The sequence below is a fragment of the Labrenzia sp. OB1 genome (assembly GCF_001624695.1).
Taxonomy (GTDB): Bacteria; Pseudomonadota; Alphaproteobacteria; order Rhizobiales; family Stappiaceae; genus Roseibium.
The window spans coordinates 30,456-52,812 of the sequence record NZ_JSEP01000016.1 but is presented as its reverse complement, the minus strand read 5'-3'; the positions used below and the strand labels follow the sequence as shown (position 1 = coordinate 52,812).

Sequence of the window (22,357 nt, the reverse complement as noted above, 5' to 3'; positions counted from 1 at the left end):
TTTCAACGAACGGGCGCATGGTTCAAATGCGCTGTATTCCGAAATGTTGATGAAATCGACCATTGCGCGAGCGCGACTTGCGCGGCAGGATTAACATCAAGAAAATGCCGACCGGCGGCGCGGGGTGCGTTGTGGGACCAAACTGCGGACTGGCCGGTGATGGCTGAGCCGGAGCAGGGAATGGTGATGGCCGGAGTTTTAGAGGCGGTAGAAGCGGCAATGTCGGCGGGCTCAGATTATGACAATGACGGTGGAGACGCCGGAACGGTTGTTATCCCCCGCACCAAAACAGTTACCAAGCGGCCCAATCTCTATCGTGTGCTGCTGTTAAATGATGACTATACTCCCATGGAGTTCGTCATTCACGTTGTGGAGAGCTTCTTTCAGAAAAACCGGGAAGAGGCGACCCGTATAATGCTGCATGTTCACCATCACGGGGTAGGGGAATGCGGAATATTCTCCTACGAGGTCGCGGAGACGAAAGTGACCCAGGTGATGGACTTCGCGCGTAAGCATCAGCATCCTTTGCAATGCGTCATGGAAAAAAAGTGAGGACAAACGCAAGTGCCTTCTTTCTCACGCAGTCTTGAAAAAGCCCTGCATCAGGCGTTGGCTTTCGCCAATGAACGCCAGCAGGAATATGCGACGCTTGAACATCTTCTTCTGGCATTGCTGGACGATCAGGACGCTGCCGCCGTCATGCGTGCGTGCAATGTCGATCTGGATACGATCCGCCGGAATCTCATCGAATATGTTGAGACCGAGCTGGACAACCTTGTCACGGACAGTGACGAGGATTCCAAGCCAACGGCCGGGTTCCAGCGTGTCATTCAGCGCGCGGTGATCCACGTCCAGTCCTCCGGGCGCGAGGAGGTGACAGGGGCGAATGTGCTTGTCGCGATCTTTGCCGAGCGCGAGAGCCACGCCGCCTATTTCCTGCAGGATCAGGACATGACCCGCTACGACGCGGTCAATTACATTTCCCACGGGATCGCCAAGCGCCCCGGCATGTCCGAGGCGCGCCCTGTGGACGGGGCGGACGAGGAAGACGTGCTGCCCGGTGCCGAAACGGAGAAAAAGGCCAACCAGAAAACCGATGCGTTGGAAGCCTATTGCGTCAACCTCAACGAGAAGGCGCTCAACGGCAAGATCGATCCGCTGATCGGCCGTGACCGCGAGATCCAGCGCACGATCCAGATCCTGTGCCGCCGTTCGAAGAACAACCCGCTTTTTGTGGGCGACCCGGGGGTTGGCAAGACGGCCATCGCGGAGGGGCTTTCGCATCGTATCGTCAATGGCGACGTGCCGGAGGTCCTGAAGGATGCGACCATCTTCTCGCTCGATATGGGCTCTCTTCTGGCCGGCACCCGCTACCGCGGCGATTTCGAGGAACGCCTTAAACAGGTCGTCAAGGAAATCGAGGACTATCCCGGCGCGGTGATGTTCATTGACGAGATTCACACCGTGATTGGTGCGGGCGCTACTTCGGGCGGGGCAATGGATGCCTCCAATCTCCTGAAGCCGGCGCTGGCATCGGGCGCGATCCGCTGCATCGGCTCGACGACCTACAAGGAATACCGGCAGTTCTTCGAGAAGGACCGGGCGCTTGTCCGCCGCTTCCAGAAGATCGACGTCAACGAGCCGTCGATCCCGGATGCCATCGATATCCTGAAAGGCCTGAAGCCCTATTTCGAGGACTTCCACAAGGTCCGCTACACCAATGACGCCATCAAGACCGCGGTCGAACTTTCGGCTAAATATATCTCCGACCGGAAGTTGCCGGACAAGGCGATCGACGTGCTTGACGAAACAGGCGCCTCGCAGATGCTGGTGCCCGAAGCCCGGCGCCGGAAGACCATCGGTGTGAAGGAAATCGAGAACACCATCGCCACGATGGCGCGGATCCCACCGAAATCCGTGTCCAAGGACGACGCGGAAGTTCTGGAAAACCTCGGCAAGGACCTGAAGCGGGTGGTCTACGGCCAGGATGCCGCCATCGGAACGCTGGCATCGGCAATCAAACTCGCCCGTGCGGGCCTGCGCGAACCCGACAAGCCGATCGGCAGTTATCTGTTCTCCGGCCCGACAGGTGTCGGCAAGACAGAAGTGGCACGCCAGCTCGCCCTGTCGCTCGGGGTGGAGCTGATCCGCTTCGACATGTCGGAGTATATGGAACGCCACACGGTCTCCCGCCTGATCGGCGCGCCTCCGGGATATGTCGGTTTCGACCAGGGAGGGTTGCTGACCGACGGTATCGATCAGCATCCGCACTGCGTGCTGTTGCTCGACGAGATCGAAAAGGCCCATCCGGATCTTTTCAACATCCTGTTGCAGGTGATGGACCACGGCAAGCTGACCGATCACAACGGCAAGCAGGTCGATTTCCGCAATGTCATCCTGATCATGACGACCAACGCGGGCGCTGCGGACATGGAGAAGATGCCGGTCGGCTTCAACCGCGTGAAGCGGGAAGGCGACGACACAGAAGCGATCAACAAGCTGTTCACGCCCGAGTTCCGCAATCGTCTCGATGCGATCATTCCGTTCGGAAATCTGCCGATGGAAGTGGTTTACAAGGTCGTCGAGAAGTTCGTGATGCAGCTCGAAGTTCAGCTCGCGGATCGCGGCGTGACATTCGAACTTACCGAAGCTTCGGTAAAATGGCTGGCGGACAAAGGTTATGACAACCAGATGGGGGCCCGGCCACTTGGCCGGGTCATCCAGGAGCATATCAAGCGGCCGCTCGCGGACGAGGTTCTGTTCGGCAAGCTGAAAAAGGGCGGCATGGTCAAGGTGTCCGTTTCAGAGGACAGCAAGGGTCTGTTGCTGGAAAGCATCGAGGAGCGGGCGACACCGCCGAAACCCAAGGCGAGCGCCAAGCCGAAGCCGAAACGCAAGCGCAAGCCCACGGCCAAGGCCGTGGCTGCCAAGGATACCAAGCCGCCGGCCTCAAAAGGCGGGTCGGCGAAGAAGAGCATGGTGCCCAAAGTGCCGCTGGCCGACTGACGCTTGATTAAACACCTGAAAAGCCCCGGATACCCTTCCGGGGCTTTTTCTGTTTGCGAAGGCCTGAAGGGGGCTTTCGGCCCCGCTCTGCTCAGGCGGTGGCTGGTTCCGGTTCACGTTCGAGTGTCTTTCCCAGGCTGCTTTCAAGCCGTTCCTTGTGACTGGCGACAAAGCTTTTGCCGGTTTCGTAGCCGATGTCGAAGAGCATCGACATATTGGAATGGCTCCAGTCGAGGACCTTCGGCCAATGCTCTTCCGGAATGTGCCGGCGGAAGGGCATTCTGAGCAGTTCCGAGCGGCTGCTGTGCGTCTTCTTGCAAATGGATTTGCCGCCGAGCGCCTTTTCCCGTTTTTTCAGAAACGCCTCGCGCTTCAGCACGAAGGTCCGGTAGTCGGTCAGCGCCAGACCCACGAATTTGGCCAGCTCTGGATCCGGGTTCTGATCGAGATAGGTCTGGGCGCGGTCGTCGAATGCAGCCAGATCGACATCCGCGCTGCCAAGCAGATCGACCAGTTCGTAAAGCTCCCGGTCGTTGCGCACCTGTTTGAGCTGTTTTTGAATGGCCCCGGGGTCGCTTTCGGCCAGATCCATGATCCGGTCCATCTGCATCAGGAAACGCTCCCTTGCATGAAGGTCCCGCTTTGACTTGAAGGAAGTGACGCTGTTTTCGGCGAGTCTGGTAAGCGGGGCGATGATCGATTGAACCCAGGCGTCCGTCAGGTCGCGCGGCTCGTCGATCAGCCTGCGATGGCCGAGTATGTCGAAGAAGATGATGGTGTCGACGTCATGTTCGACCATGACGTCATCCGGATCGAGTTTGAGAGGATCGAAGGCGGATCCCTCCAGATAGGTTTTTTCCTCGCCGGTCTTCGGATCTCTGAGTTTGTAGGGCTCATAGATGAAGGGCATCGCCAGAGCCGCTTTGCAGTGGTCGATGGTGATGTCTTCCCGGTTGAATGTGACGTCGTCCCTGTCCTCGACGCTGTAGGCGCCGAGGCGGAAGCGGGTTTCGCCCAGATTTTTCACCAGATCGTCGAAATCGACCATGGCCTCGATCCAGGATGGTGCCTGGCAAAGCCCCTTGCTCTTCGTGCTCAGATTGGATGGCATCATCGTCGCGGCAACCAGAGCCAGCCAGTCTCCCATCAGGCGCTGGTCCCGTCTTTCCCTGGGAAAAGTGGACAGGAAAGTGTTGAAGGCCGGGGCCATGGCCTCGGCAATCGGGCCGGGTTTCTGGAAGATTTTGAAGTTGACGGGCATGAAGTGATAAATCAGGTCGTCGATGCCCATGAGGCGGGTGGCTTTCAGGGCCTCCCGGCGGGTGGTTGCAAGGTCGTTGTCGGGAGTTGCCCTTTGCGGCGAGGCATAAAGCAGCCCGGCCAGCATGCCGGCCCCGGTGGTGGAAATCACGCGGAACTCGAGACCTGCTTCATCGAGCGCCAGCAATGCACCGCTCATCAGCGGCAAATTCGGGGCTCCGCCGCCCAAAACAAGTCCGATAGGCATGTCGCATTCCTCTGAAAACAATAAAAATCAATCAATGGTATATATTACCTGAAGTTGCGCCTTGTGGAATAGGCATGTGCTTGCCGAAACGTGAAAATCGCTGTGTCCCAACGGCTTTACCCATATGGTTCCTTGATCGATTCCATTCCTTCAATTCATTTGCGGATTGCTTGCAGGGTCCCTAATCTTTGTGCAGAGAAGCAGGAGACAGTTGATGTCCGAGACAAGAGTTGCAGTGATCACGGCAGGCGGATCCGGGATGGGGGCTGATGCCGCCAAACGATTGGCGGCCGATGGTTTCAAGGTCGCGATCCTGTCGTCCTCCGGTAAGGGAGAGGCGCTCGCGAAAGAATTGGGCGGGATCGGGTTCACGGGCTCCAACCTTGTTGCCGATGACTTGAATGAAATTATTAAGAAAACTCTGGAAGCTTATGGAAAAATAGATGTTCTGGTAAATTCCGCGGGGCACGGTCCCAAAGGGGACATTCTGGAAATAAGCGATGAGGATTGGCACCTGGGCATGGACGTCTACCTGATGAATGTCATTCGCCCGAGCCGGCTTGTCGCGCCGGTGATGGCGGACCAGGGTGGCGGTGCCATTATCAACATATCCACTTTCGCAGCCTTTGAACCGGATCCGCTGTTTCCGACCTCGGGAGTGTTCCGGGCGGGGCTTGCCGCTTTCACCAAGCTTTTTTCCGACAAGTTCGCGGCTCGGAACATACGCATGAACAATGTCCTGCCGGGATTCATCGACAGTCTGCCGGAAACGGCTGACCGAAAGGCCCGCATTCCCATGGGCCGGTATGGTTACTCGGATGAGGTTTCTAGCCTGATTTCCTATCTTGCCAGCGAGCAGGCGGGCTATATCACCGGGCAGAATATCCGGATCGACGGCGGTCTGACCCGATCGGTCTGATACCGGCTGCCTTTCCACCGGCCGGGCTGGACAGCTTTGTGTCGAAAAGGTAAGGAAACCTTACTATCTACCTTGCTTCGAGTCCTGTGAAATGACTGTCCCTGAAAGGCCCGAGTGGCCGGAAACGCAGACGGGCACGACGGTTCCCGGCCGAATCTGGATGTTGCGCGGAGCTCGTGCGGCGATCTCCATTCCAGCTTTTATCCTCACCGCGGCTTTTGTCGGCTACGCGGGTCTTGCGCGCGAAACCGGCCTGACTTTGGCCGAAACACTTGCCATGACCGGTTTTGTCTGGGCGCTGCCGTCGATCGTGGTTCTGACCGGTGCGCTATCTTCCGGCATGGGGCTTCTTCCGGCCGGAATTGCCGTGGCGCTGGCGTCCGTACGCCTGATGCCGATGACCATGGCGCTGATGCCGCTCATCAAGGTGCCGGGCAAGACCCGGAACTGGCAGTTGCTTGTCGCCTCCCATTTCGTCGCGGTGACGGCCTGGGTCTATGCGATGAAACACTTGCCGGACCTGCCGAGAGAAGGTCGCCTGCTGTTTTTTGTCGGCTTCGGCGGATCGGTGTCCAGTTTCGTCTTCTGCATGACCGCGATTGCCTATCTCCTTGTCGAACGCTTGCCGGACATCGTGGCAGGAGCGCTCTTCCTGCTGACGCCGGTCTATTTCCTGTGTTCGCTGTGGGGGGCTTCCCGGCTGAATGCCGACAGGGTTGCCATGATCGCCGGGTTGGCCCTGGGGCCGCTGTTTTTCATCTATTTTCCCGGTCTTGACCTTCTCTGGACAGGGCTTGTCGGCGGCACACTGGCCTATGTCGGCACGCGGCTTTACCGCAGGGGGCTGACATGACGGATGTGATTCTTTCCGAGACCTGGTGGTGGCCTTTCGTGATGATCCTCGTGGCGGGCTGGTTGGCCACCGACGTCTGGCGCTGGCTGGGTGTTTTTGCCGGTGGCAGGCTCAGTGAGGACGGCGAGTTGCTCATCTGGGTTCGCTGCGTGGCAACCGCACTCGTCGCCGGCGTTATTTCCAAACTGATCCTGTTTCCGCAAGGCGTATTGGCGGAAACGCCTGTCTGGCTGCGGCTGGCCGCGACAGGGGTTGGTTTCGCAGCTTTTTTCGCCGCGCGGCAGAGAGTTGTTGTCGGCGTCCTGTCAGCAGAGGCGTTCCTGCTGTGTGGCTGGCTGGCCCTTGATAAGCTAGGTTGACCGCGCAGAAACTCAACTCCAATCGAATAAGGCCGGCATGTCCGATCAAATAGAACTTTTTTATGCCCCGCAGACCCGGGCAACTGGCGTTCGCGTGCTTCTTGAAGAGCTGGGCGTCCCTTATAAACTCAGTTTTCTCAATCTGAAACTGGGCGAAAACCGCCGTTTGGACTATCTCGCCTTAAATCCTGCCGGCAAGGTGCCGGCCCTGCGACACGGTGAGGCGATCGTTACCGAGCAGGTTGCGATCTATCTCTATCTCGCGGATCTCTTTCCGGGCAAAGGTCTGGCGCCTGCGTTGACCGATCCGTTGCGTGGGCCGTATTTGCGCTGGTTCGTCTATATGGCGGCCTGTTTCGAGCCCGCCCTGATCGACCGCGCCATGAAACGGGATGAAGCCCCGCAAGTGATGTCGGCCTATGGCAGCTACGATACGGTGATGGAAACCATGCGGGCGCAGCTTGCCACGGGGCCTTATGTGCTGGGAGAAAGAATAACCGCTGTCGATGTCCTGTGGGCCACGGGGCTCCGTGCGGGCATGGCCTACGGCCTCGTGCCGGAATTCGAGGAATTCAAGGTTTTTACCGACAACTACTTTCAGCGCCCTGCGCCGCAAACCGTACTTCAGGACGACCAGCGGCTTGTGGCCGATCAGCAGGAAGCCGCCGAAAAGGCAGGTGTTGCCTGACGCCTTTGGCTTCCAGGTCACCAGATTTCCGGGCAAATGATCCAATATGACCGGAAAGTGCTTCTAGCCGAGCGCTGTGCGGATCTGTTCCGCCTGGGCGGCGAGGAGATCATTGTCGGCCATTTCGCCGGTGTGCGGTTTGAGCGGCACACCGTCGAAGCGCGGGATTACGTGCACATGCGTATGAAAAACCACCTGTCCACCCGCCGGTTCGGAAAACTGCTGGATGGTCGTGCCATTCGCATCGAATGCCTTGATCACAGTGTGCGCCATCTTCTGGACCGTCGCCATGACGGCATTGAGGTCTTCGCCGGCGATGTCCAGAATGTTGCGCGAGGGCGCTTTCGGGACCACCAGAATATGCCCGTCTCCGCGCGGCATGATATCCATGATGACCAGCGTCTTGTCATCTTCGTAAACCTTGTGGCACGGCAACTCGCCGCGCAGGATTTTGGCAAAGACATTCTGGTCGTCGTAAGCGGGTGTGGGCATATCTGGAACTTCCCGTTTCAAAGGCAAAGATCGGTCAGCTTGCGCTGTTTGCGGGAGACTAGTCGGACTGCCGGGAAGGGGGCAAGAGGCAAGTGATCGCTACCGGTGCTCCTGTGCGCTCAGTATTGGATTTCCGGTGCGTTTCCCGGTGAACAAAACAGGTGTCCCACCGGTTTCAGGTGCCGCAGAACGTCTGGTAGGTGCCGAAGGATGCCGGCGCCGGCTGCGCATAGGCCTCGAAATCGGGGTTCTCGGTGAACGGCGTCTTCAGAACGTTCAGGAGTTGTCTGGCCGCTGTGTAGTCACCTGTTTCAGCGGCACTCAGCGCTTCTTCCACCTTGTGGTTCCTGGGGATATAAATCGGATTGACCGCATCCATGCTGGTCCTGATACGGTCCGTTGCTGTTCCTTCCGCTTCCAGCCTTTCGTGCCACGCGGCCAGCCAGGGGTCGAACGCAGCCGGATCGGCAAAGAACGCGCACGCCTTTTCCGGTGCACCTTCCGCAGCCGCACCCAGCGCGCGGAAGAACAGTGTGTAATCGACGCCCTGTTCGGCCATCGCCGTCAATAGTGCCTGGAAAAACTCCAGGTCGCCTTCCGCATCCGTTTCAAGCCCGAGCTTGGCGCGCATGCCCTCCAGCCAGTGCCCATTGTAGAGCTCCGGGAACCGGGCGAGTTCCGTACCGGCCAGATCCACCGCCTTGTCCATATCCTCCGGCTCGATCAGGGCAAGCAGTGCTTCTGCAAGGCGGGCAAGGTTCCATTGGGCGATTTGCGGCTGGCGGGCAAAGGCATAGCGCCCGCCGTGATCGATGGAGCTGAACACGGCCTGCGGATCGTAGGTGTCGATGAAGGCACATGGGCCGTAATCGATGGTTTCGCCGGAGATCGTGGTGTTGTCCGTGTTCATGACACCATGCACGAAGCCGACGAGCACCCAGCGAGCCATGAGCGCGGCCTGGCGTTCCGTGACACGGCGGAAAAACCTGAGAAAACGGTCCGGGTCTTCGGCAAGATCCGGATCGTGTCTGGAAATGGCATAGTCTGCGAGAAGGCGGACCTTGTCTGTTTCGCCGCGGGCCGCGAAATACTGGAAGGTGCCGACGCGCAGGTGGCTTGCGGCGACGCGGGCAAGGACGGCACCGGGCTTCGGACCTTCCCGGTAAATCATTTCGCCTGTTGTCACGGCGGCCATGGCGCGCGTGGTCGGGATGCCCAGAGCGTACATGGCTTCGCCGATGATATATTCGCGCAGCACCGGGCCTATGACCGCCTTGCCGTCGCCGCCGCGCGAGAAGGGCGTCGGTCCCGAGCCCTTGAGCTGGATGTCGCGCCGCCGTCCGTGCGTGTCGATGACCTCACCCAGCAACAGAGCCCTGCCGTCTCCCAGCTGCGGTGAGAATCCGCCGAACTGATGGCCTGCATAGACCTGGGCGAGGGGAGAGGCGCCTCCGGGCTGCTTCACACCAGCGAAAATTGCCGCACCATCGGCGGTCTCCAGACCTGCAGGATCGATACCAAGTTCTTCGGCCAGGGGACGGTTGAAGAGAACAAGTTCCGGCTGCGGGACCTTTGCCCCTTCCCATGCGACATAAAACCCCGGGAGGTCCCGGGCATAGGAATTGTCGAACTGGAAGAGGGGCGGTGTGGCGGTCATTTGCGATCCCGGTGGTTTGTCTGCCTGACTAAAGAAGACATATAGGTGCCAAAGGCAGCGAAACGATACTGCGGAACTGGTTTTCGTTCCGCAAGATCCGGCGGCCGCTTCTACGAGAGATCATCGGCAACGACTACGGCTCTTTTAATTTTCGGCTGTAAATCGAAACGCTATTAGTGTATAATTTCCCTTTATCGCCTCAGGGTCGAATTTTCCGATCAGTTATTTCTTATTCTTGGTTCAAACATTTGGGTATCTGTCATGAAAACTGTTTTCCAGTCCCAGCTTGAAAACCGTCAAGCGCTTGAAAGTCTTCTCAATAACGAAAGCAAGATTGTCTCGGAAGCGCCATTCCCGCCGGATGAGATGCTTGAAGGCGTCACCGCGAGAAGTGGCCCGGCCACACTTGAAGAAGCGGTCGACCGGCTGCGCAAGGGCAAGACCGACCTGAGCGCTCCGACCTATACCGAAGCGATTGTGATGCGTACCGGCTATCCGTCGCTGCTGGTCAAGAACGGCACCTTCGAAACGCCCAAATTGCAACTCTGGAGAGATGCTCTTCTTCCCAGGCGTAATGTGATCGACCGGGCGATTGCCAATGTCGGCAGGGTGGATCTGCGTAACGATCCTCACAACAAATGGATCGGCACCGGCTGGCGTGTGAATGAAGACACTTTCGTCACCAATCGGCATGTTGCCGCCTATTTCGCCCAGCTTCGGCGCGAGGGCTGGGGCTTCGCGCGCGGCATCAAGGTCTACATGGACCTGCGCGAGGAGCATGAATCCGACGAACAGCTCGAAATGCTGGTGTCCTCGATACTCCATATCGAGCCAACGGGATTGCCGGACGTGGCGATCCTCAAGATGGACAGGAGTGCGTTGACGAATATGGCGGACCCCGTCGCTCTTCAGCTTGACGGACGCAAGCCCGACACGATCGGCGTCATCGGCTATCCGGCAAAAGCCGTGCGCGACAATCCGGTCGATGCGATGGACCAGTATTTCAGCGATATCTACAACGTCAAACGTTTCGCGCCCGGCCAGATCATGGACGAAAACCAGTCGCCCACAGGCTTCACACATAATGCGACCACCCTCGGCGGCAATTCCGGTTCGATGATCATCGATGTCGATACGGGAGGTGCCGTGGGCCTTCACTATGCTGGAAGCGCGCTGACGCAGAACTACGCCGTCAAGATTGACGCCGTCGCCGATATCCTGACGCGTCATTCCGTTTATTTCGAAACCGCAACCGGTGACGAAGACGAGGACACGAAGTCTTCAGGCGGATCGACCGGGTCCGCTTCGGCGGAAGACAGCCGGCTTTTCGAGGACCGGCAGGGCTATCAGCCCGACTTCCTCGGCGAGGGCTCCCTGCGGGTTCCGCTTCCGGAACTGAACAGTGTGCAGGTGCTCAAACTCGCGCAGACGCACACCGGTGACACCGAGCTGAAATACACGCATTTTTCGGCCGTCATAAACGGAGAACGCAGGCTCGCCTTTTATGCGGCCGCCAACATCGACGGCAACGAACTGCGCCGGCCGAGAAGGATAAATTCCTTCAAACTCGACCCCAGGCTCGCGGAAGACCAACAGGCCGGGGAAGATCTCTATTCCAGAAACGATCTGGACCGGGGCCATCTGATCCGCCGGCTCGATCCTTGCTGGGGAACCAAGCAAGAGGCCGAACTGGCCAATCGGGACTCCATGTATTTCCCGAATATCGCGCCCCAGCACAAAAGCCTGAACCAGAAAATATGGCTCAAGCTCGAGGAGCATGTTCTCGACAAGACAGACGATGCGGATGCGAGGATCTCGGTCTTTGTCGGATGTGTGTTCGATTGCGGCGACCCGGTGCAGAAACGTTCGGGCATTCAGGTGCCGATGCGTTTCTGGAAGGTCGTTGCCTCGATCGGCAGGACACGGCGCGGACGGTCGAGCCGGCGTGTGCTTCAGGCGCAGGCCTTCATTCTCTCCCAGGAGCATCTCGTCAAACCAAAAGACCTGGAACTGGTCTTCGGGCAGGGTTTCGAGGAGTACCAGGTGACGATTGAGGAACTGGAACGGCTGACAGGGCATGACTTCGGTCCGCTTAGGGACGCGGACACGTTCGCAGTCACGCCGGAAATGCGGGCCGAGCACAAGCAAAAGCTGGAATCCGTGACGGGGCTCCTCACGGGTCCGACCGATCATATCAAGCCGCTCGCCTCTCTTGAGGATGTGGAAGCCGGTTAGGCAGACCGGCTCCAGTGCGTTCGGGAAAGATGCCAGCACAGGTCAGCATCCTGCCCCCGTCAGCCGCGATTCGACGGGAGCAGGAGGGCTCAAGGCGACGCTTCAGGGGACACCGATTTGGTTAGGCCGGCTTCCACTTTGTATTTCGGCGGAATGCGGTTGCTGGAGACCAGCGCGGATGTCGGGGACGTTCGCGACTATCTCTATAAGCCCACACTGGCCGGCCTGGCGCCGCATATCGATCCGCGAGACGACACGGCGCTCTGGTGGAGCGACGAGCGCATCCGCGATCAGGGAAACGAGAGCAGCTGTACCGCCCATGCTCTGGCGGGAATAATCGATCATTTGCGCGCACGCGACCGGATGCTCAACTTGCCTGCGGATACGGTGCTCCCGGCCGCAGACCGGCATCCCTGGACATCGGCGGACATGCTCTACAACGTCGCCCGGTTCCATGATGAATTTCCGGGCGAATCCTATTCGGGGTCATCGATCCGGGGCGCGCTGAAAGCGTTCTATTTCAACGGTGCGTGTGCAGAGGCGGTGACCCGCGGGCTCTCTGGCCAGCAGTGGCATATGACGCGCGAAATTCTGGAGAGCGCGCGCGGAGTGCAACTCGGTGCCTATTACCGTGTGCGCCCCCGGCTGTCGGACGTGCATGCAGCGCTCAATGAAGCCGGACTGGTGCTCGCCTCGGCCGAGTTGCACTCCGGCTGGGCGACCGATAGCGGACGCATCCCTTTCGGTGACAAGAAGGCAGAGAAAATCGGCCGGCATGCGTTCATCCTGATCGGCTACACCGAAGAGGGATTCCTTGTTCAGAACTCCTGGGGCCCCGATTGGGGCGACAAGGGGGTGGCCCTGTGGAGCTATGAGGACTGGTCCGCCAATGTCGTCGACATGTGGGTGCTCAGGCTGGCGGTGCAGGTCGCCAGCAAGGCAACGGCGGTCAATCCGCTGTCCTCGCGAAGCCGGGGACTACGGGTCGGAGAAGGTGCTTTCGACAAGGACTCTCTGCGGCCGGCCACACCGCCGACGCGCTTCGATGTTCTTGGTCATATCGCATCCACATCGCGCGGCCGTCTGGACCGTTATGGCGCCTATCACGTCGATCCCAGGACGCTCCAGGAAACCGTCAGAATTCTGCAGGAAAGCCCGAAGTACAAGCATGTCCTCGTCCATTTCATGGGGCTGCAGCGCCACGAGAACGCGACGATGGCGGCAATTCGCGATGCAGTACCGGTCTTCAAGAGCAACGGCATCTATCCGTTCTTCGTAACCGTTGAAAACGACCTGTCTTCCACCGTGCATGACATGGTGGAAGCGGAAGTCGAGCGGGCCAATGTGATTGCCGGGCTGGGTGAAAGCCGGGAGAAAGACAGGCGCATTGAAGGCCGGCTCTCGGCGTCGGCGCTCAGGATTGTCGAGGAAATACAGCACAGCTCGATGTCGGTCGTCTACGGCAACGGCGACGGGCGGCTCGGTGAAGGACTGGACATCCTGAACGACCTGTTCGGCGCGCTCGGTGACCGTCACCGCCGCGGCGAGGTCTCCTACCACTTGTCGGCGCATGGGTTTGGAGCATCCCTGCTTGCCGCGCTTCTGTCGCACACCGAGCACTGGAGCCGACATCCCGTCCTGTCCTCGATCAGTCTTTATTCGCCCATGCTGCCGGTCGAGACCGTCCGCCGGTCTTTCCTGGAGCGGCTCGCCCATCCCCATGACCTGCCGCTCAGCCGAAGAGCACAGGGAGAGGATACGGTGATCGAGCATCTGGATTTCTATCTGCAGAGCGAGGAGGCCATGCAGGATGACCGGCCCTTGCCCGGATACTCCGGCAACTGGCCGCAGTTGTGGACCCGGGTGCTGGCGATCGTGGAAAAGCGCGCCAAAGACGATTATGCCGGTATGGCGACCGGCGGGATCGGATATGACGATGAGGCCTGGTGCGCCAATCTTCTGGCACTCGGCCGCCCGGCCGAGGTTCTGGCGGATGAGCCGGGCGTAACGATCCATTCATTGAATGTGCCGCACAGGGACTTCGACCTGCGTACCGATGTGCTCGACATGATGCTGAAACGCATTCTCGGCGAAGCGCCTGTTTCGGGTTTCAGAAGCGTCTATGACGACCGGCACAGCCTTCTGGTCGAATAGGGGCGCCGGGCAATTGCCGGTCCGCGAGGCCGGGGCCGCTCAGCGAGGATTTTCGAGTGGAGCTGCACACTGCCTTTTGGGCTGTGAGCCTGAATTTTCTTCCGCAGGCCGCCAAATTCTGCAATATGATTCCGTAGCGTAAATTTGCTGTCATCCAGATGGAACGGCAGGCTGTTGCATGTGCACGTTTAAAAGGAAAAAGTTATGGGTTTCTTCGATTTTGTAAAGGATGCGGGTAAGAAGCTGTTCGGCGATGACGAGGCACCTGCCTCCAGCGCAGAAGCTATCGAGAAGGAAGTCGCCGCCCTCGGGCTGGACGGGGATATCAAGGTCGAAGTGAGCGGCGATACCGTCAAGATTGCCGGGGCAGCGCCGACGCAGGAAGCGCGCGAGAAGCTGATCCTTGCGGCCGGAAACGTCCTGGGGATCGGCAAGGTCGAAGAAGAGATAGCGGTTGCGACCAGTGAGCCCGAAGCCACTTTCCACACAGTGGAAAAGGGTGACACGCTCTGGGCGGTCGCGGAAAAGGCCTATGGCAACGGGTCCAAGTACCAGGGGATCTTCGAGGCCAACAAGCCGATGCTGTCGCACCCGGACAAGATCTACCCGGGCCAGGTCCTGCGCATTCCCGCCCTGTAAGGACAGCTTTCCAGGCCGCGGTGCGCCGCGGCCAACAAGCCGGCGGGTGCCCGGCTGGACCCGTTTGTTCAAAGCCCAGCGATGGAGCGCAGCCCGGATGGACATCATCCGCGCTCATTGCCGCGCATTCAACGGCAAGGCTCCGGGAATAAACGCTGTATGATCCGTCATCCAGTCCGAAGGATGTCTTTCAGTGAATCGTGCTGCTGGCGCACTTCGACAAGATTCAGCCCGGAATGAAGATCGATCAGATGGCTCTTCTGGATGTCTTCCGCGGCGTCGCTGTCATGCTCTGCAAAAGCTTTCATCAATGCATGGTGTGAATGGCTTTCGCAGGCAGTGTCCGCGCGTTGCCAATACATGGCGATGATCAAGGAGGACCGGGATATGAGGGAACGGACCATGCGGGCCAGGACCTGCTGGTCGGCAATGTCGGCAATCGTTGTGTGAAATGCGCCCGATAGAAACAGGGCTTTGCCCATGTCCCCGTCATGAAGGGCCTGGTGCTCCGCATCAATATGGGCCTGAAGGCGATCAAGGTCCTTCTCGGTGATGGATTTGGCCGTCATGCGGGCCACTCTCGGTTCAATAAGCGCCCGGGCCTCGAAAATCTCATGGGCTTCACGAATGCTCGGCTTTGCGACAAAGGCCCCGCGATTTTTTTCAATCGTGACCAGACCAGTGTGGGCCAAAGCCTGCAGGGCGGCCCGCACAACCGTGCGGCTGGCGCCGTAAATCTCGCCGACTTCATCTTCAGACAGTTTCGTGCCCGGTGCGAGGCGGTGCTCCAGTATCGCGCCATGGATCTTCAGGCAGATATCGAGTGTTCGTCCCGGAGGGACCTGGAACAGATCGTGGAGGTGGCGGGCGTCTTTTCTGTCGGGCATCGATTTGCGGTCTGCGTGGCCATCTAAGCTGGTTGAATTTCGGGGTGTCGCCATCATAGCGCAGCTGTTCGCGTGCACAATCTAAATTGTATACAATAAATGTGCAGAGTGTATTCTATCTGATTAGAAATTGTGCACTTTAGCAGGTCTGCCGCTCTGTTTTCAGAGCGATACTTTTCATGAATGACGGAATTCCGCGGAAAAAACAATCTGGCACGGTGATTGCGAAGTAGCTGGCAAAATCGTCAGGCGATCCGAGAACCGAGCATATGACCAACGCACTTGACCTGGAACTTGTGGCAACCACCAAGCGTTATGGTGAGACTGTGGCCGTGGCTGCCATCGATCACACATTCAAGGCAGGAACCTACTCGTGCCTGCTGGGTCCGTCCGGCTGCGGCAAGTCCTCGACACTGCGGATGATCGCCGGTCATGAGCAGGTCAGCGAGGGGGATATCCTTCTGGGCGATGCCAACATCACCGATCGTCCGCCGGCCAGCCGCGGCACGGCCATGATGTTTCAGAATTACGCATTGTTTCCGCACATCAGTGTTGTGGACAATGTTGCCTTCTCCCAGAAAATGAAGGGTGTCGCGAAACCGGTGCGCCGGAAACGGGCAATGGAGCTGCTCGATCTGGTGGACATGGTGTCCTATGCGGAACGGCTTCCCGATCAGCTTTCCGGCGGTCAGCAGCAGCGTGTCGCCCTGGCGAGGGCATTGATCACCGAACCCTCCGTCCTTCTTCTCGATGAGCCGCTGTCGGCGCTCGATCCCTTTCTGCGCATCAAGATGCGGCTGGAACTGAAACGCTTGCAGCGCGAACTCGGGATCTCCTTCATCCACGTCACCCATTCCCAGGACGAGGCGCTGGCTCTGGCCGACGACATAATCGTCATGAATGGCGGGAAAATTGAACAGGCAGGCTCCCCCCGGGACGTCTTCAACGCACCTGCGACTGAATTCGTCGCCAGGTTCATAGGTGGCCACAACGTATTGCGGGTTGGCGGCGAGGCCGTTGCCGTCAGAGCGGACAAACTGGACGTCAAGCGACAGGCGGGGGAGGGCGGAGCAACGCTGACCGCTGCCGTCAAGGACGTCGAATATCTCGGGTCGTCGGTCAATCTGGCTCTCGATGCAGGCAGCGCAGGCGATCTGACGGCTGCCGTGTCGGACACGGTCTTTTTCGCGGATCCGATCGAAATCGGCACCACCGTCTTCCTGGCATGGAAGCCGGAGGATGCCCACGCCTTGGCGGTGTAAGCCGTCTGAAACGCCGGCAGGGGACGCCGGAACAAATCCTTTTCAGGGAACAGGAGCAGAAACGCATGACAAAGCAGTTAGACACCAAAGGCATCAGCCGTCGCAGCATCCTGAAAGGCGGCGCTGCCGCCGCTGGTGCTGCCATCGGGTCCGGAGCCGTTACCGGCTTTCCGACCATCTGGGCGCAGAACATCAAGGATGTGACATTGCGCCAGTTCGGGACCGGTGTTTCCAACATCAATGAAGTTGCAGCCAAGGTGAAGGAAGACCTCGGTTTCACACTGGAGATGACCGCGCTCGACAGCGACAGCGTTACGCAGCGTGCGGCCACACAGCCAAAGTCCTTCGATATCGCGGACATCGAATACTGGATCTGCAAGAAGGTCTGGGGCGCTGGTAACCTTCAGGCGATGGACACCTCCAAGATCAAGAATTACGACAAGATTGTCGGCACCTTCAAAAGCGGCAAGCTGACCCCGGAGAGCGTCATCGCCCAGGGTACGGCGCCGCATACGGTCGGCTTTACATCCGGTCCGGAAGGCACGGATTTCGTTCAGGAAGAATCCGGCTGGATGACTCTGATCCCGACCATCTACAACGCCGATACGCTTGGTATTCGCCCGGACCTCATCGGCCGTCCGATCGACACCTGGGCAGAACTGCTGAATCCGGAGTTCAAGGGCAAGGCGTCCATCCTCGACATCTCCTCCATCGGCATCATGGACATGGCGATGGTTGTCGAGGCGATGGGCGAATACAAATACCCGGACAAGGGCAACATGACCCAGGAAGAGATCGACATGACGCTCGGTATCTTCACGGAAGCCAAGAAGAACGGTCAGTTCCGCGCGTTCTGGAAATCCTTCGACGAAAGCGTCAACCTGATGGCGTCCGGTGAGGTGGTTATCCAGTCCATGTGGTCGCCTGCGATCACCGCCGTGCGCGCCAAGGGCATTCCTTGCGTCTATCAGCCGCTTAAGGAAGGCTATCGCTCCTGGGGCGGCGGTCTGGGTCTTTCCAAAAACCTGTCCGGCCTCGAGCTGGACGCGGCCTATGAATATATCAACTGGTATCTCGACGGCTGGGTCGGCGGCTTCCTGATGCGCCAGGGCTATTATTCCGCCGTGCCGGAAACCTCCAAGAACTTCATGAGCGACGACGAGTGGGGTTTCTGGTTCGAAGGCAAGCCGGCCGAAGGCGACATCAAGAACCCGTTCGGCGATGTCATGGAAAAAGCCGGTGCCGTGCGCGATGGCGGTTCCTTCTACGACCGCATGGGCTCCGTTGCCTGCTGGAACGCGGTCATGGACGAAAACCGTTACATGGTTCGCAAGTGGAACGAGTTCATCGCCGCCTGACCGCTGCAACGAGAACTCCAGCTTTCCCTGTCCGGCGCTGTGCCGGGCAGGGGCATTAAAACCTTCCGGGCAGACCTGACCTCATGAAGACGACAAAGAAGATCGATCCATCGAAACGGGCCGAACGTGTCAGCTGGATGCTGGTGACGCCGCTGGCCTGCGTTCTCGGGTTCTTTTTGCTGCTGCCGATCCTGACAATCGTCACGGTCAGCTTCTGGAACTTCAACGAGTGGTCGTTCTTTCCCGATTTCATTCTCGACAATTACGTTTACCACCTGACCTCGGCGGTGACCTGGGCCACCTATCTGAAGACGCTGAAATTCATGGTGCTGACCTGGTGCTTCTGCGCCGTTATCGGCTTTACCGTGGCGTATTTCCTGGCCTTTCATGTCCGCTCCCTGCCGGTGCAGATCGCGCTGTTCCTGGTGTGCACCATTCCGTTCTGGACCTCGAACATCATCCGGATGATTTCCTGGATCCCCTTCCTGGGGCGCAACGGCATCGCCAACTCCAGCCTGATCAGCCTCGGCGTCATCGACGAGCCGCTGGAATGGCTGCTCTATTCGGATTTCGCGGTGGTGCTCGCCTTCGTGCATCTCTATGCACTGTTCATGGTTGTACCCATTTTCAACACCATGATGCGGATCGACAAATCCCTGATCGAGGCGGCACGCGATGCGGGAGCAAGCGGCCTGCAGATCCTGACCAACGTCATCATACCGCTGGCCAAGCCCGGCATCATGATCGGGTCGATTTTCGTCGTGACCCTGGTGATGGGAGATTTCATCACCGTACGCCACATGTCGGGCGGTCAAAGCGCCTCTGTCGGCCGGATCATTTCCAACGAGATCGCGCTTCTGCAATATCCGGCAGCGGCGGCGTCTTCCGTGGTGCTTCTGTGTACCGTTCTCTTGATGATCGGCGTGATGATGCGCTTCGTCGACATCCGCAAGGAGCTGTGACCATGGAACCGAGATCCCGCTCCTTTTATGTTCTGGCAGCCTTTTTCACGCTCTTCGTGGTCTTTCTCTACGGCCCGGTGATCACCATCGGCATCCTGTCTTTTCAGGGGCCGAAGGGCGGACTGACTTTCCCGATGAACGGCGTTTCGATCCACTGGTTCTACGATCTGTTCGAGCAGCAGGCGGTCGGCGACATCTGGGGATCCTTCCGGCGTTCCTTCGCGCTGGGACTGATGGTCATGAGCGTGACCGTGGTGCTTTCGGTCATGGGAGGCATGGCCTTTCGCCGCAAGTTCCGCGGATCCTCGGTCTTGTTCTATCTGATCATTGCCAGCCTGATCGTTCCCTCTATCCTGGTGTCGCTGGGTGTCGGCCTGATCTTCAATATTCTGGATATGGAAGTGCACTGGGCAACCTCCGGATTCGGCTCGCAATTGACCTGGACGCTACCGTTCGGGCTGCTGATCATGTTCGCAGTTTTCAATCGCTTCGACAAATCCTATGAGGAAGCTGCTCGCGATCTGGGTGCGTCGCCCTGGCAGACCGTGCGCCATGTGGTGCTGCCGATCATTGCGCCCATGCTGATCGGGGTCGCCCTGTTCGGCTTCACCCTGTCCTACGATGAATTCGCGCGCACCTTGCTGACGGCGGGCTCCTACAATACCCTGCCGCTGGAAATATTCGGCATGACGACCAATGTAACGTCGCCGGTCCTTTATGCCCTCGGCACGCTGACGACCGTGTTCTCGTTCTTCATCATCGGTACATTTCTGACCATCGTTGTGGTGATGCGCAAGCGTCAGGCCAGCGGCGGCTCCGATGCCGGTTCAGGACTGGTGTGAGGCGCATGTCTCGCAGCAGGGAGCGTACGCATATTCTGGTCATCAATCCGAACACGACGGCCTCGATGACCTCCAAGATCGGGTTGGCGGCAATCGCGGCTGCCGGCCCGTCCACCCGTATAACCGCCGTCAATCCCCCCACCGGTCCGGCCGCCATTCAGGGGCGGGAGGACGGGGAGGCGGCTCTTCCCGGTCTGTTCGCGCTTGTCGAGGACTGGCTTGCGGGGCCCGAGCACGTCGATGCGATCATTATCGCATGTTTTGACGACACCGGCCTTTGGGAACTCAAGCAGCGTTGTCCTTTTCCGGTTCTCGGCATCGGCGAAGCGGCCTACCACCTTGCGGCCTTGAGTGCTGTGCGGTTTTCGGTCGTGACCACATTGTCCGTTTCCGTACCGGTTCTGGAGGATAACCTGTACCGGACCGGTTTGCGGGCACGGTGCGCGCAGGTTCGCGCCTCGGAAGTTCCGGTTCTGGCGCTGGAAGAGAAGGGCACCGCCGGGCGCGCAAAAATCGAGGCCGAGATCGCGGCAGCTCTGGCGGAACATGACATCGGTGCAATCGCACTGGGCTGCGCGGGCATGGCCGATCTTGCCGAAGATCTCAGCGAAAAATTCAAGGTTCCGGTCATCGACGGTATCGCGGCGGCCGTCAGGCTGATTGAAGCCCTGCCGTATCAGGGCAATCGTTCAGGCTGAAACTGGCGGTCGGCTTGGCGGGAAGAGTATCCCAACCATGTCGTGCCGCGATTTTCAGTTATTGCGCCGAAGCAACCACCTCATCCATCCAGGTCGTAGTTGTTCAGGATCCTGGCGGCGGCATTGCGGGCATGGTCGGCGATATTCGGATCGCGTGTGATCAGGGCGGCGACGATGGCGCCATCGATCAGAAGCGCGAGCTCATGGGTCAGTCCCTCGGCATCCTCAGGCCGGGCCTCTCGGGCAAGTTCGCGGATCTTGTCGAGGACGACGGTCTTGTGCCGGAGTGCAATGGCCCGCATGCGGTCATCGTCCTTGTCGTGCTCCGCAACGGCATTGATGAAGGGACAGCCGTAAAAGTGCTCCTCGGCAAACCATTTCTTCAGGACATCGAACAGGTGGACGAGTTTGTCCGAGGGATTGCCGGGCAGGGCGTCGACCTCTTCGACAAACCATTTTCTCCAGCTTTCGCCTTCCCGCTCCAGAACCGCTTCGACCAGACCTTCCTTTGAACCAAAGGCCTTGTAGAGAGTTGTTTTCGCGGTGCCCGCGGCGGCAATCACGGCGTCTACACCGGTCGCATTGATGCCCTGCTTGCAGAAGAGATCCGACGCGGCGAGCAAGAGCCGCTCGCGTGCCGCCCCTCGTCCGGAAGCTTGTGAGGTGACGCCGGAGTTCTCCGCTAACGCATTTTGTGAAAGGGACACGGGGACCTCTCCTAAAGCTACCGACCGATCTGTTTCTTTTGCTTAGCCGACCCGTTTGCACATTTCAATCCGGCAGCGGCAGGCAAATAGAAGTGAACCTCAGGTGCACCGGGCGCGGAAATAGGCGCTTGGCATGGTCATACGATTTCAATTTGTGCAGTGCAGCGGTTTCGGAAATTTGGCCGCACCGGAAAAGTCTCAATGGAAACAACCGGAAGGAAGGAAAACGACCAATTGGCATGGTCCCTGCTTATAGGAAACAGAACGGTATGTATCATGCTTGAGGCGGTCAATGACAAATGGTGCGCATATCCAGACGATTGGGGTCTCCCACACATACAAGGGAGGAGGGACCCCGGCTCTTGGGCAAATCGATCTGGAAATTTGCCCCGGTGAAGCGCTTGCGCTGATCGGGCGATCGGGCTGTGGCAAGTCGACTCTGCTGCACATCCTGTCCGGGCTGTCATTGCCGACCCGAGGCAAAGTCCTGGTTGACGGCACCCGGATAACGGAGCCTTCGCCAAGCCGGATCATGATGTTTCAGGCACCCAGCCTGTATCCCTGGATGAGTGTCGAGCAGAACGTCGGGCTCGGCCTGCGCTTCAATGGCAAGATGCGCGAGGCAGGCAGCCGCATTCCCGAAGTGCTGGAACTGGTTGAACTTGGCGACTATGCGAAACGCAACGTTCAGGACCTTTCCGGTGGTCAGCAGCAGCGCGTTGCCCTGGCACGATCTCTGGCCCTGAAACCCGATGTCCTGCTGCTTGACGAGCCGCTCTCGGCTCTCGATGCCTTCACCCGGCATGCGCTGCAAAGGGATATTCGCAAGATCTGCAAGGAGCTTGGCATCACGCTCGTGCTCGTTACCCACGACATCAACGAAGCCGTGATGATGGCGGACCGTGCGCTGGTGATGAAAGCAGACCCGGGCGACATCGAAGCCGAGATCAGTATCCCCATCGCCGGTGACCGCCTGCCATCGATGGCTGCCTTCGGCGATGCCCGCCGTGAGCTCGTTGCCGCCTATGAGGCCGCGGCGGGCATGGCGATGGCCGAGGCGCAGAGCTTCATATCCCAGGACAGTCTGAACACGCCAGCGCCGATTGACCGGCTGGCCGCCAATTGACCCGTT

The 22,357-nt window shown here is 59.0% G+C and carries 20 protein-coding genes; 15 read left to right on the top strand and 5 right to left on the bottom strand.

The genetic code is table 11. The features are described 5' to 3' along the window. The first annotated feature begins 219 nt into the window (after positions 1-219). Together clpS and clpA are read left to right on the top strand one after the other, a co-directional pair. Positions 220-552, top strand: coding sequence for an ATP-dependent Clp protease adapter ClpS (gene clpS, locus OA90_RS19370; RefSeq protein ID WP_068416230.1), 333 nt, complete (start codon positions 220-222; stop codon positions 550-552). Positions 553-564: 12 nt separating this feature from the next. Continuing rightward, positions 565-3,006 (top strand): ATP-dependent Clp protease ATP-binding subunit ClpA, encoded by a 2,442-nt coding sequence (gene clpA / locus OA90_RS19365; RefSeq protein WP_068415961.1) that lies wholly within the window; start codon positions 565-567, stop codon positions 3,004-3,006. Between the two features lie 91 nt (positions 3,007-3,097). Here clpA and OA90_RS19360 read toward each other — a convergent pair whose 3' ends face one another. Continuing rightward, positions 3,098-4,513, bottom strand: a complete 1,416-nt coding sequence (locus OA90_RS19360) for a patatin-like phospholipase family protein (RefSeq protein ID WP_068415960.1) — start codon at positions 4,511-4,513, stop codon at positions 3,098-3,100. A 214-nt stretch (positions 4,514-4,727) separates the two neighbouring features. Between OA90_RS19360 and OA90_RS19355 the strand changes: the two genes are divergently transcribed. The 4 genes from OA90_RS19355 to OA90_RS19340 all read left to right on the top strand — a co-directional run bounded on the left by OA90_RS19355 (position 4,728) and on the right by OA90_RS19340 (position 7,332). Next, the gene (locus tag OA90_RS19355; protein WP_068415956.1) at positions 4,728-5,432 is read left to right on the top strand and encodes an SDR family oxidoreductase; all 705 of its coding nucleotides are present in this window, start codon (positions 4,728-4,730) and stop codon (positions 5,430-5,432) included. Between the two features lie 91 nt (positions 5,433-5,523). Continuing rightward, the gene (locus OA90_RS19350) at positions 5,524-6,285 is read left to right on the top strand and encodes an AzlC family ABC transporter permease (RefSeq protein ID WP_068415954.1); all 762 of its coding nucleotides are present in this window, start codon (positions 5,524-5,526) and stop codon (positions 6,283-6,285) included. After that, positions 6,282-6,644 carry an AzlD domain-containing protein gene (locus tag OA90_RS19345; protein WP_068415951.1) on the top strand — a complete coding sequence of 121 codons (363 nt, stop codon included), beginning with the start codon at positions 6,282-6,284 and terminating at the stop codon, positions 6,642-6,644. The genes OA90_RS19350 and OA90_RS19345 overlap by 4 nt, the downstream gene beginning before the upstream one ends. Before the next feature lie 37 nt (positions 6,645-6,681). Continuing rightward, positions 6,682-7,332, top strand: a complete 651-nt coding sequence (locus tag OA90_RS19340; protein WP_068415948.1) for a glutathione S-transferase — start codon at positions 6,682-6,684, stop codon at positions 7,330-7,332. A gap of 63 nt (positions 7,333-7,395) precedes the next feature. Here OA90_RS19340 and OA90_RS19335 read toward each other — a convergent pair whose 3' ends face one another. Then, positions 7,396-7,824, bottom strand: coding sequence for an HIT family protein (locus tag OA90_RS19335; protein WP_068415945.1), 429 nt, complete (start codon positions 7,822-7,824; stop codon positions 7,396-7,398). A gap of 175 nt (positions 7,825-7,999) precedes the next feature. After that, positions 8,000-9,481: a protein adenylyltransferase SelO gene (locus OA90_RS19330; RefSeq protein WP_068415942.1), complete on the bottom strand. Its 1,482-nt coding sequence runs from the start codon at positions 9,479-9,481 to the stop codon at positions 8,000-8,002. A gap of 261 nt (positions 9,482-9,742) precedes the next feature. Here OA90_RS19330 and OA90_RS19325 point away from each other — a divergent pair, with 261 nt between their 5' ends. The 3 genes from OA90_RS19325 to lysM all read left to right on the top strand — a co-directional run bounded on the left by OA90_RS19325 (position 9,743) and on the right by lysM (position 14,509). Next, positions 9,743-11,716, top strand: a complete 1,974-nt coding sequence (locus OA90_RS19325; RefSeq protein WP_068415939.1) for a DNA/RNA non-specific endonuclease — start codon at positions 9,743-9,745, stop codon at positions 11,714-11,716. 117 nt (positions 11,717-11,833) lie between these two features. Further along, positions 11,834-13,870 carry a C1 family peptidase gene (locus tag OA90_RS19320; protein ID WP_156510568.1) on the top strand — a complete coding sequence of 679 codons (2,037 nt, stop codon included), beginning with the start codon at positions 11,834-11,836 and terminating at the stop codon, positions 13,868-13,870. A gap of 204 nt (positions 13,871-14,074) precedes the next feature. Further along, on the top strand, positions 14,075-14,509 hold the full coding sequence (gene lysM / locus OA90_RS19315; protein ID WP_068415932.1) for a peptidoglycan-binding protein LysM: 435 nt from the start codon (positions 14,075-14,077) through the stop codon (positions 14,507-14,509). Positions 14,510-14,676: 167 nt separating this feature from the next. Here the strand turns inward: lysM and OA90_RS19310 are convergent, their stop codons facing one another. Then, complete coding sequence (locus OA90_RS19310) at positions 14,677-15,396, bottom strand: GntR family transcriptional regulator (protein ID WP_068415931.1); 720 nt, start codon at positions 15,394-15,396, stop codon at positions 14,677-14,679. Between the two features lie 269 nt (positions 15,397-15,665). On the opposite strand from OA90_RS19310, the gene OA90_RS19305 reads away from it, so the two are divergent. The 5 genes from OA90_RS19305 to OA90_RS19285 all read left to right on the top strand — a co-directional run bounded on the left by OA90_RS19305 (position 15,666) and on the right by OA90_RS19285 (position 20,518). Then, complete coding sequence (locus OA90_RS19305; RefSeq protein WP_068415928.1) at positions 15,666-16,658, top strand: ABC transporter ATP-binding protein; 993 nt, start codon at positions 15,666-15,668, stop codon at positions 16,656-16,658. Positions 16,659-16,723: 65 nt separating this feature from the next. Next, the gene (locus tag OA90_RS19300) at positions 16,724-18,016 is read left to right on the top strand and encodes an extracellular solute-binding protein (protein ID WP_068416228.1); all 1,293 of its coding nucleotides are present in this window, start codon (positions 16,724-16,726) and stop codon (positions 18,014-18,016) included. Positions 18,017-18,099: 83 nt separating this feature from the next. Next, positions 18,100-18,978 (top strand): ABC transporter permease, encoded by an 879-nt coding sequence (locus OA90_RS19295; protein ID WP_068415925.1) that lies wholly within the window; start codon positions 18,100-18,102, stop codon positions 18,976-18,978. A 2-nt stretch (positions 18,979-18,980) separates the two neighbouring features. Next, positions 18,981-19,820: an ABC transporter permease gene (locus OA90_RS19290; protein WP_068415922.1), complete on the top strand. Its 840-nt coding sequence runs from the start codon at positions 18,981-18,983 to the stop codon at positions 19,818-19,820. 5 nt (positions 19,821-19,825) lie between these two features. Continuing rightward, positions 19,826-20,518, top strand: a complete 693-nt coding sequence (locus OA90_RS19285) for an aspartate/glutamate racemase family protein (protein WP_068415920.1) — start codon at positions 19,826-19,828, stop codon at positions 20,516-20,518. Positions 20,519-20,598: 80 nt separating this feature from the next. On the opposite strand, the gene OA90_RS19280 is transcribed toward OA90_RS19285, so the two are convergent. Next, positions 20,599-21,141: a TetR/AcrR family transcriptional regulator gene (locus tag OA90_RS19280; protein ID WP_244274676.1), complete on the bottom strand. Its 543-nt coding sequence runs from the start codon at positions 21,139-21,141 to the stop codon at positions 20,599-20,601. Between the two features lie 376 nt (positions 21,142-21,517). Here OA90_RS19280 and OA90_RS19275 point away from each other — a divergent pair, with 376 nt between their 5' ends. Beyond that, positions 21,518-22,351: an ABC transporter ATP-binding protein gene (locus OA90_RS19275; protein ID WP_068415916.1), complete on the top strand. Its 834-nt coding sequence runs from the start codon at positions 21,518-21,520 to the stop codon at positions 22,349-22,351. The last annotated feature ends 6 nt before the right edge of the window (positions 22,352-22,357 follow it).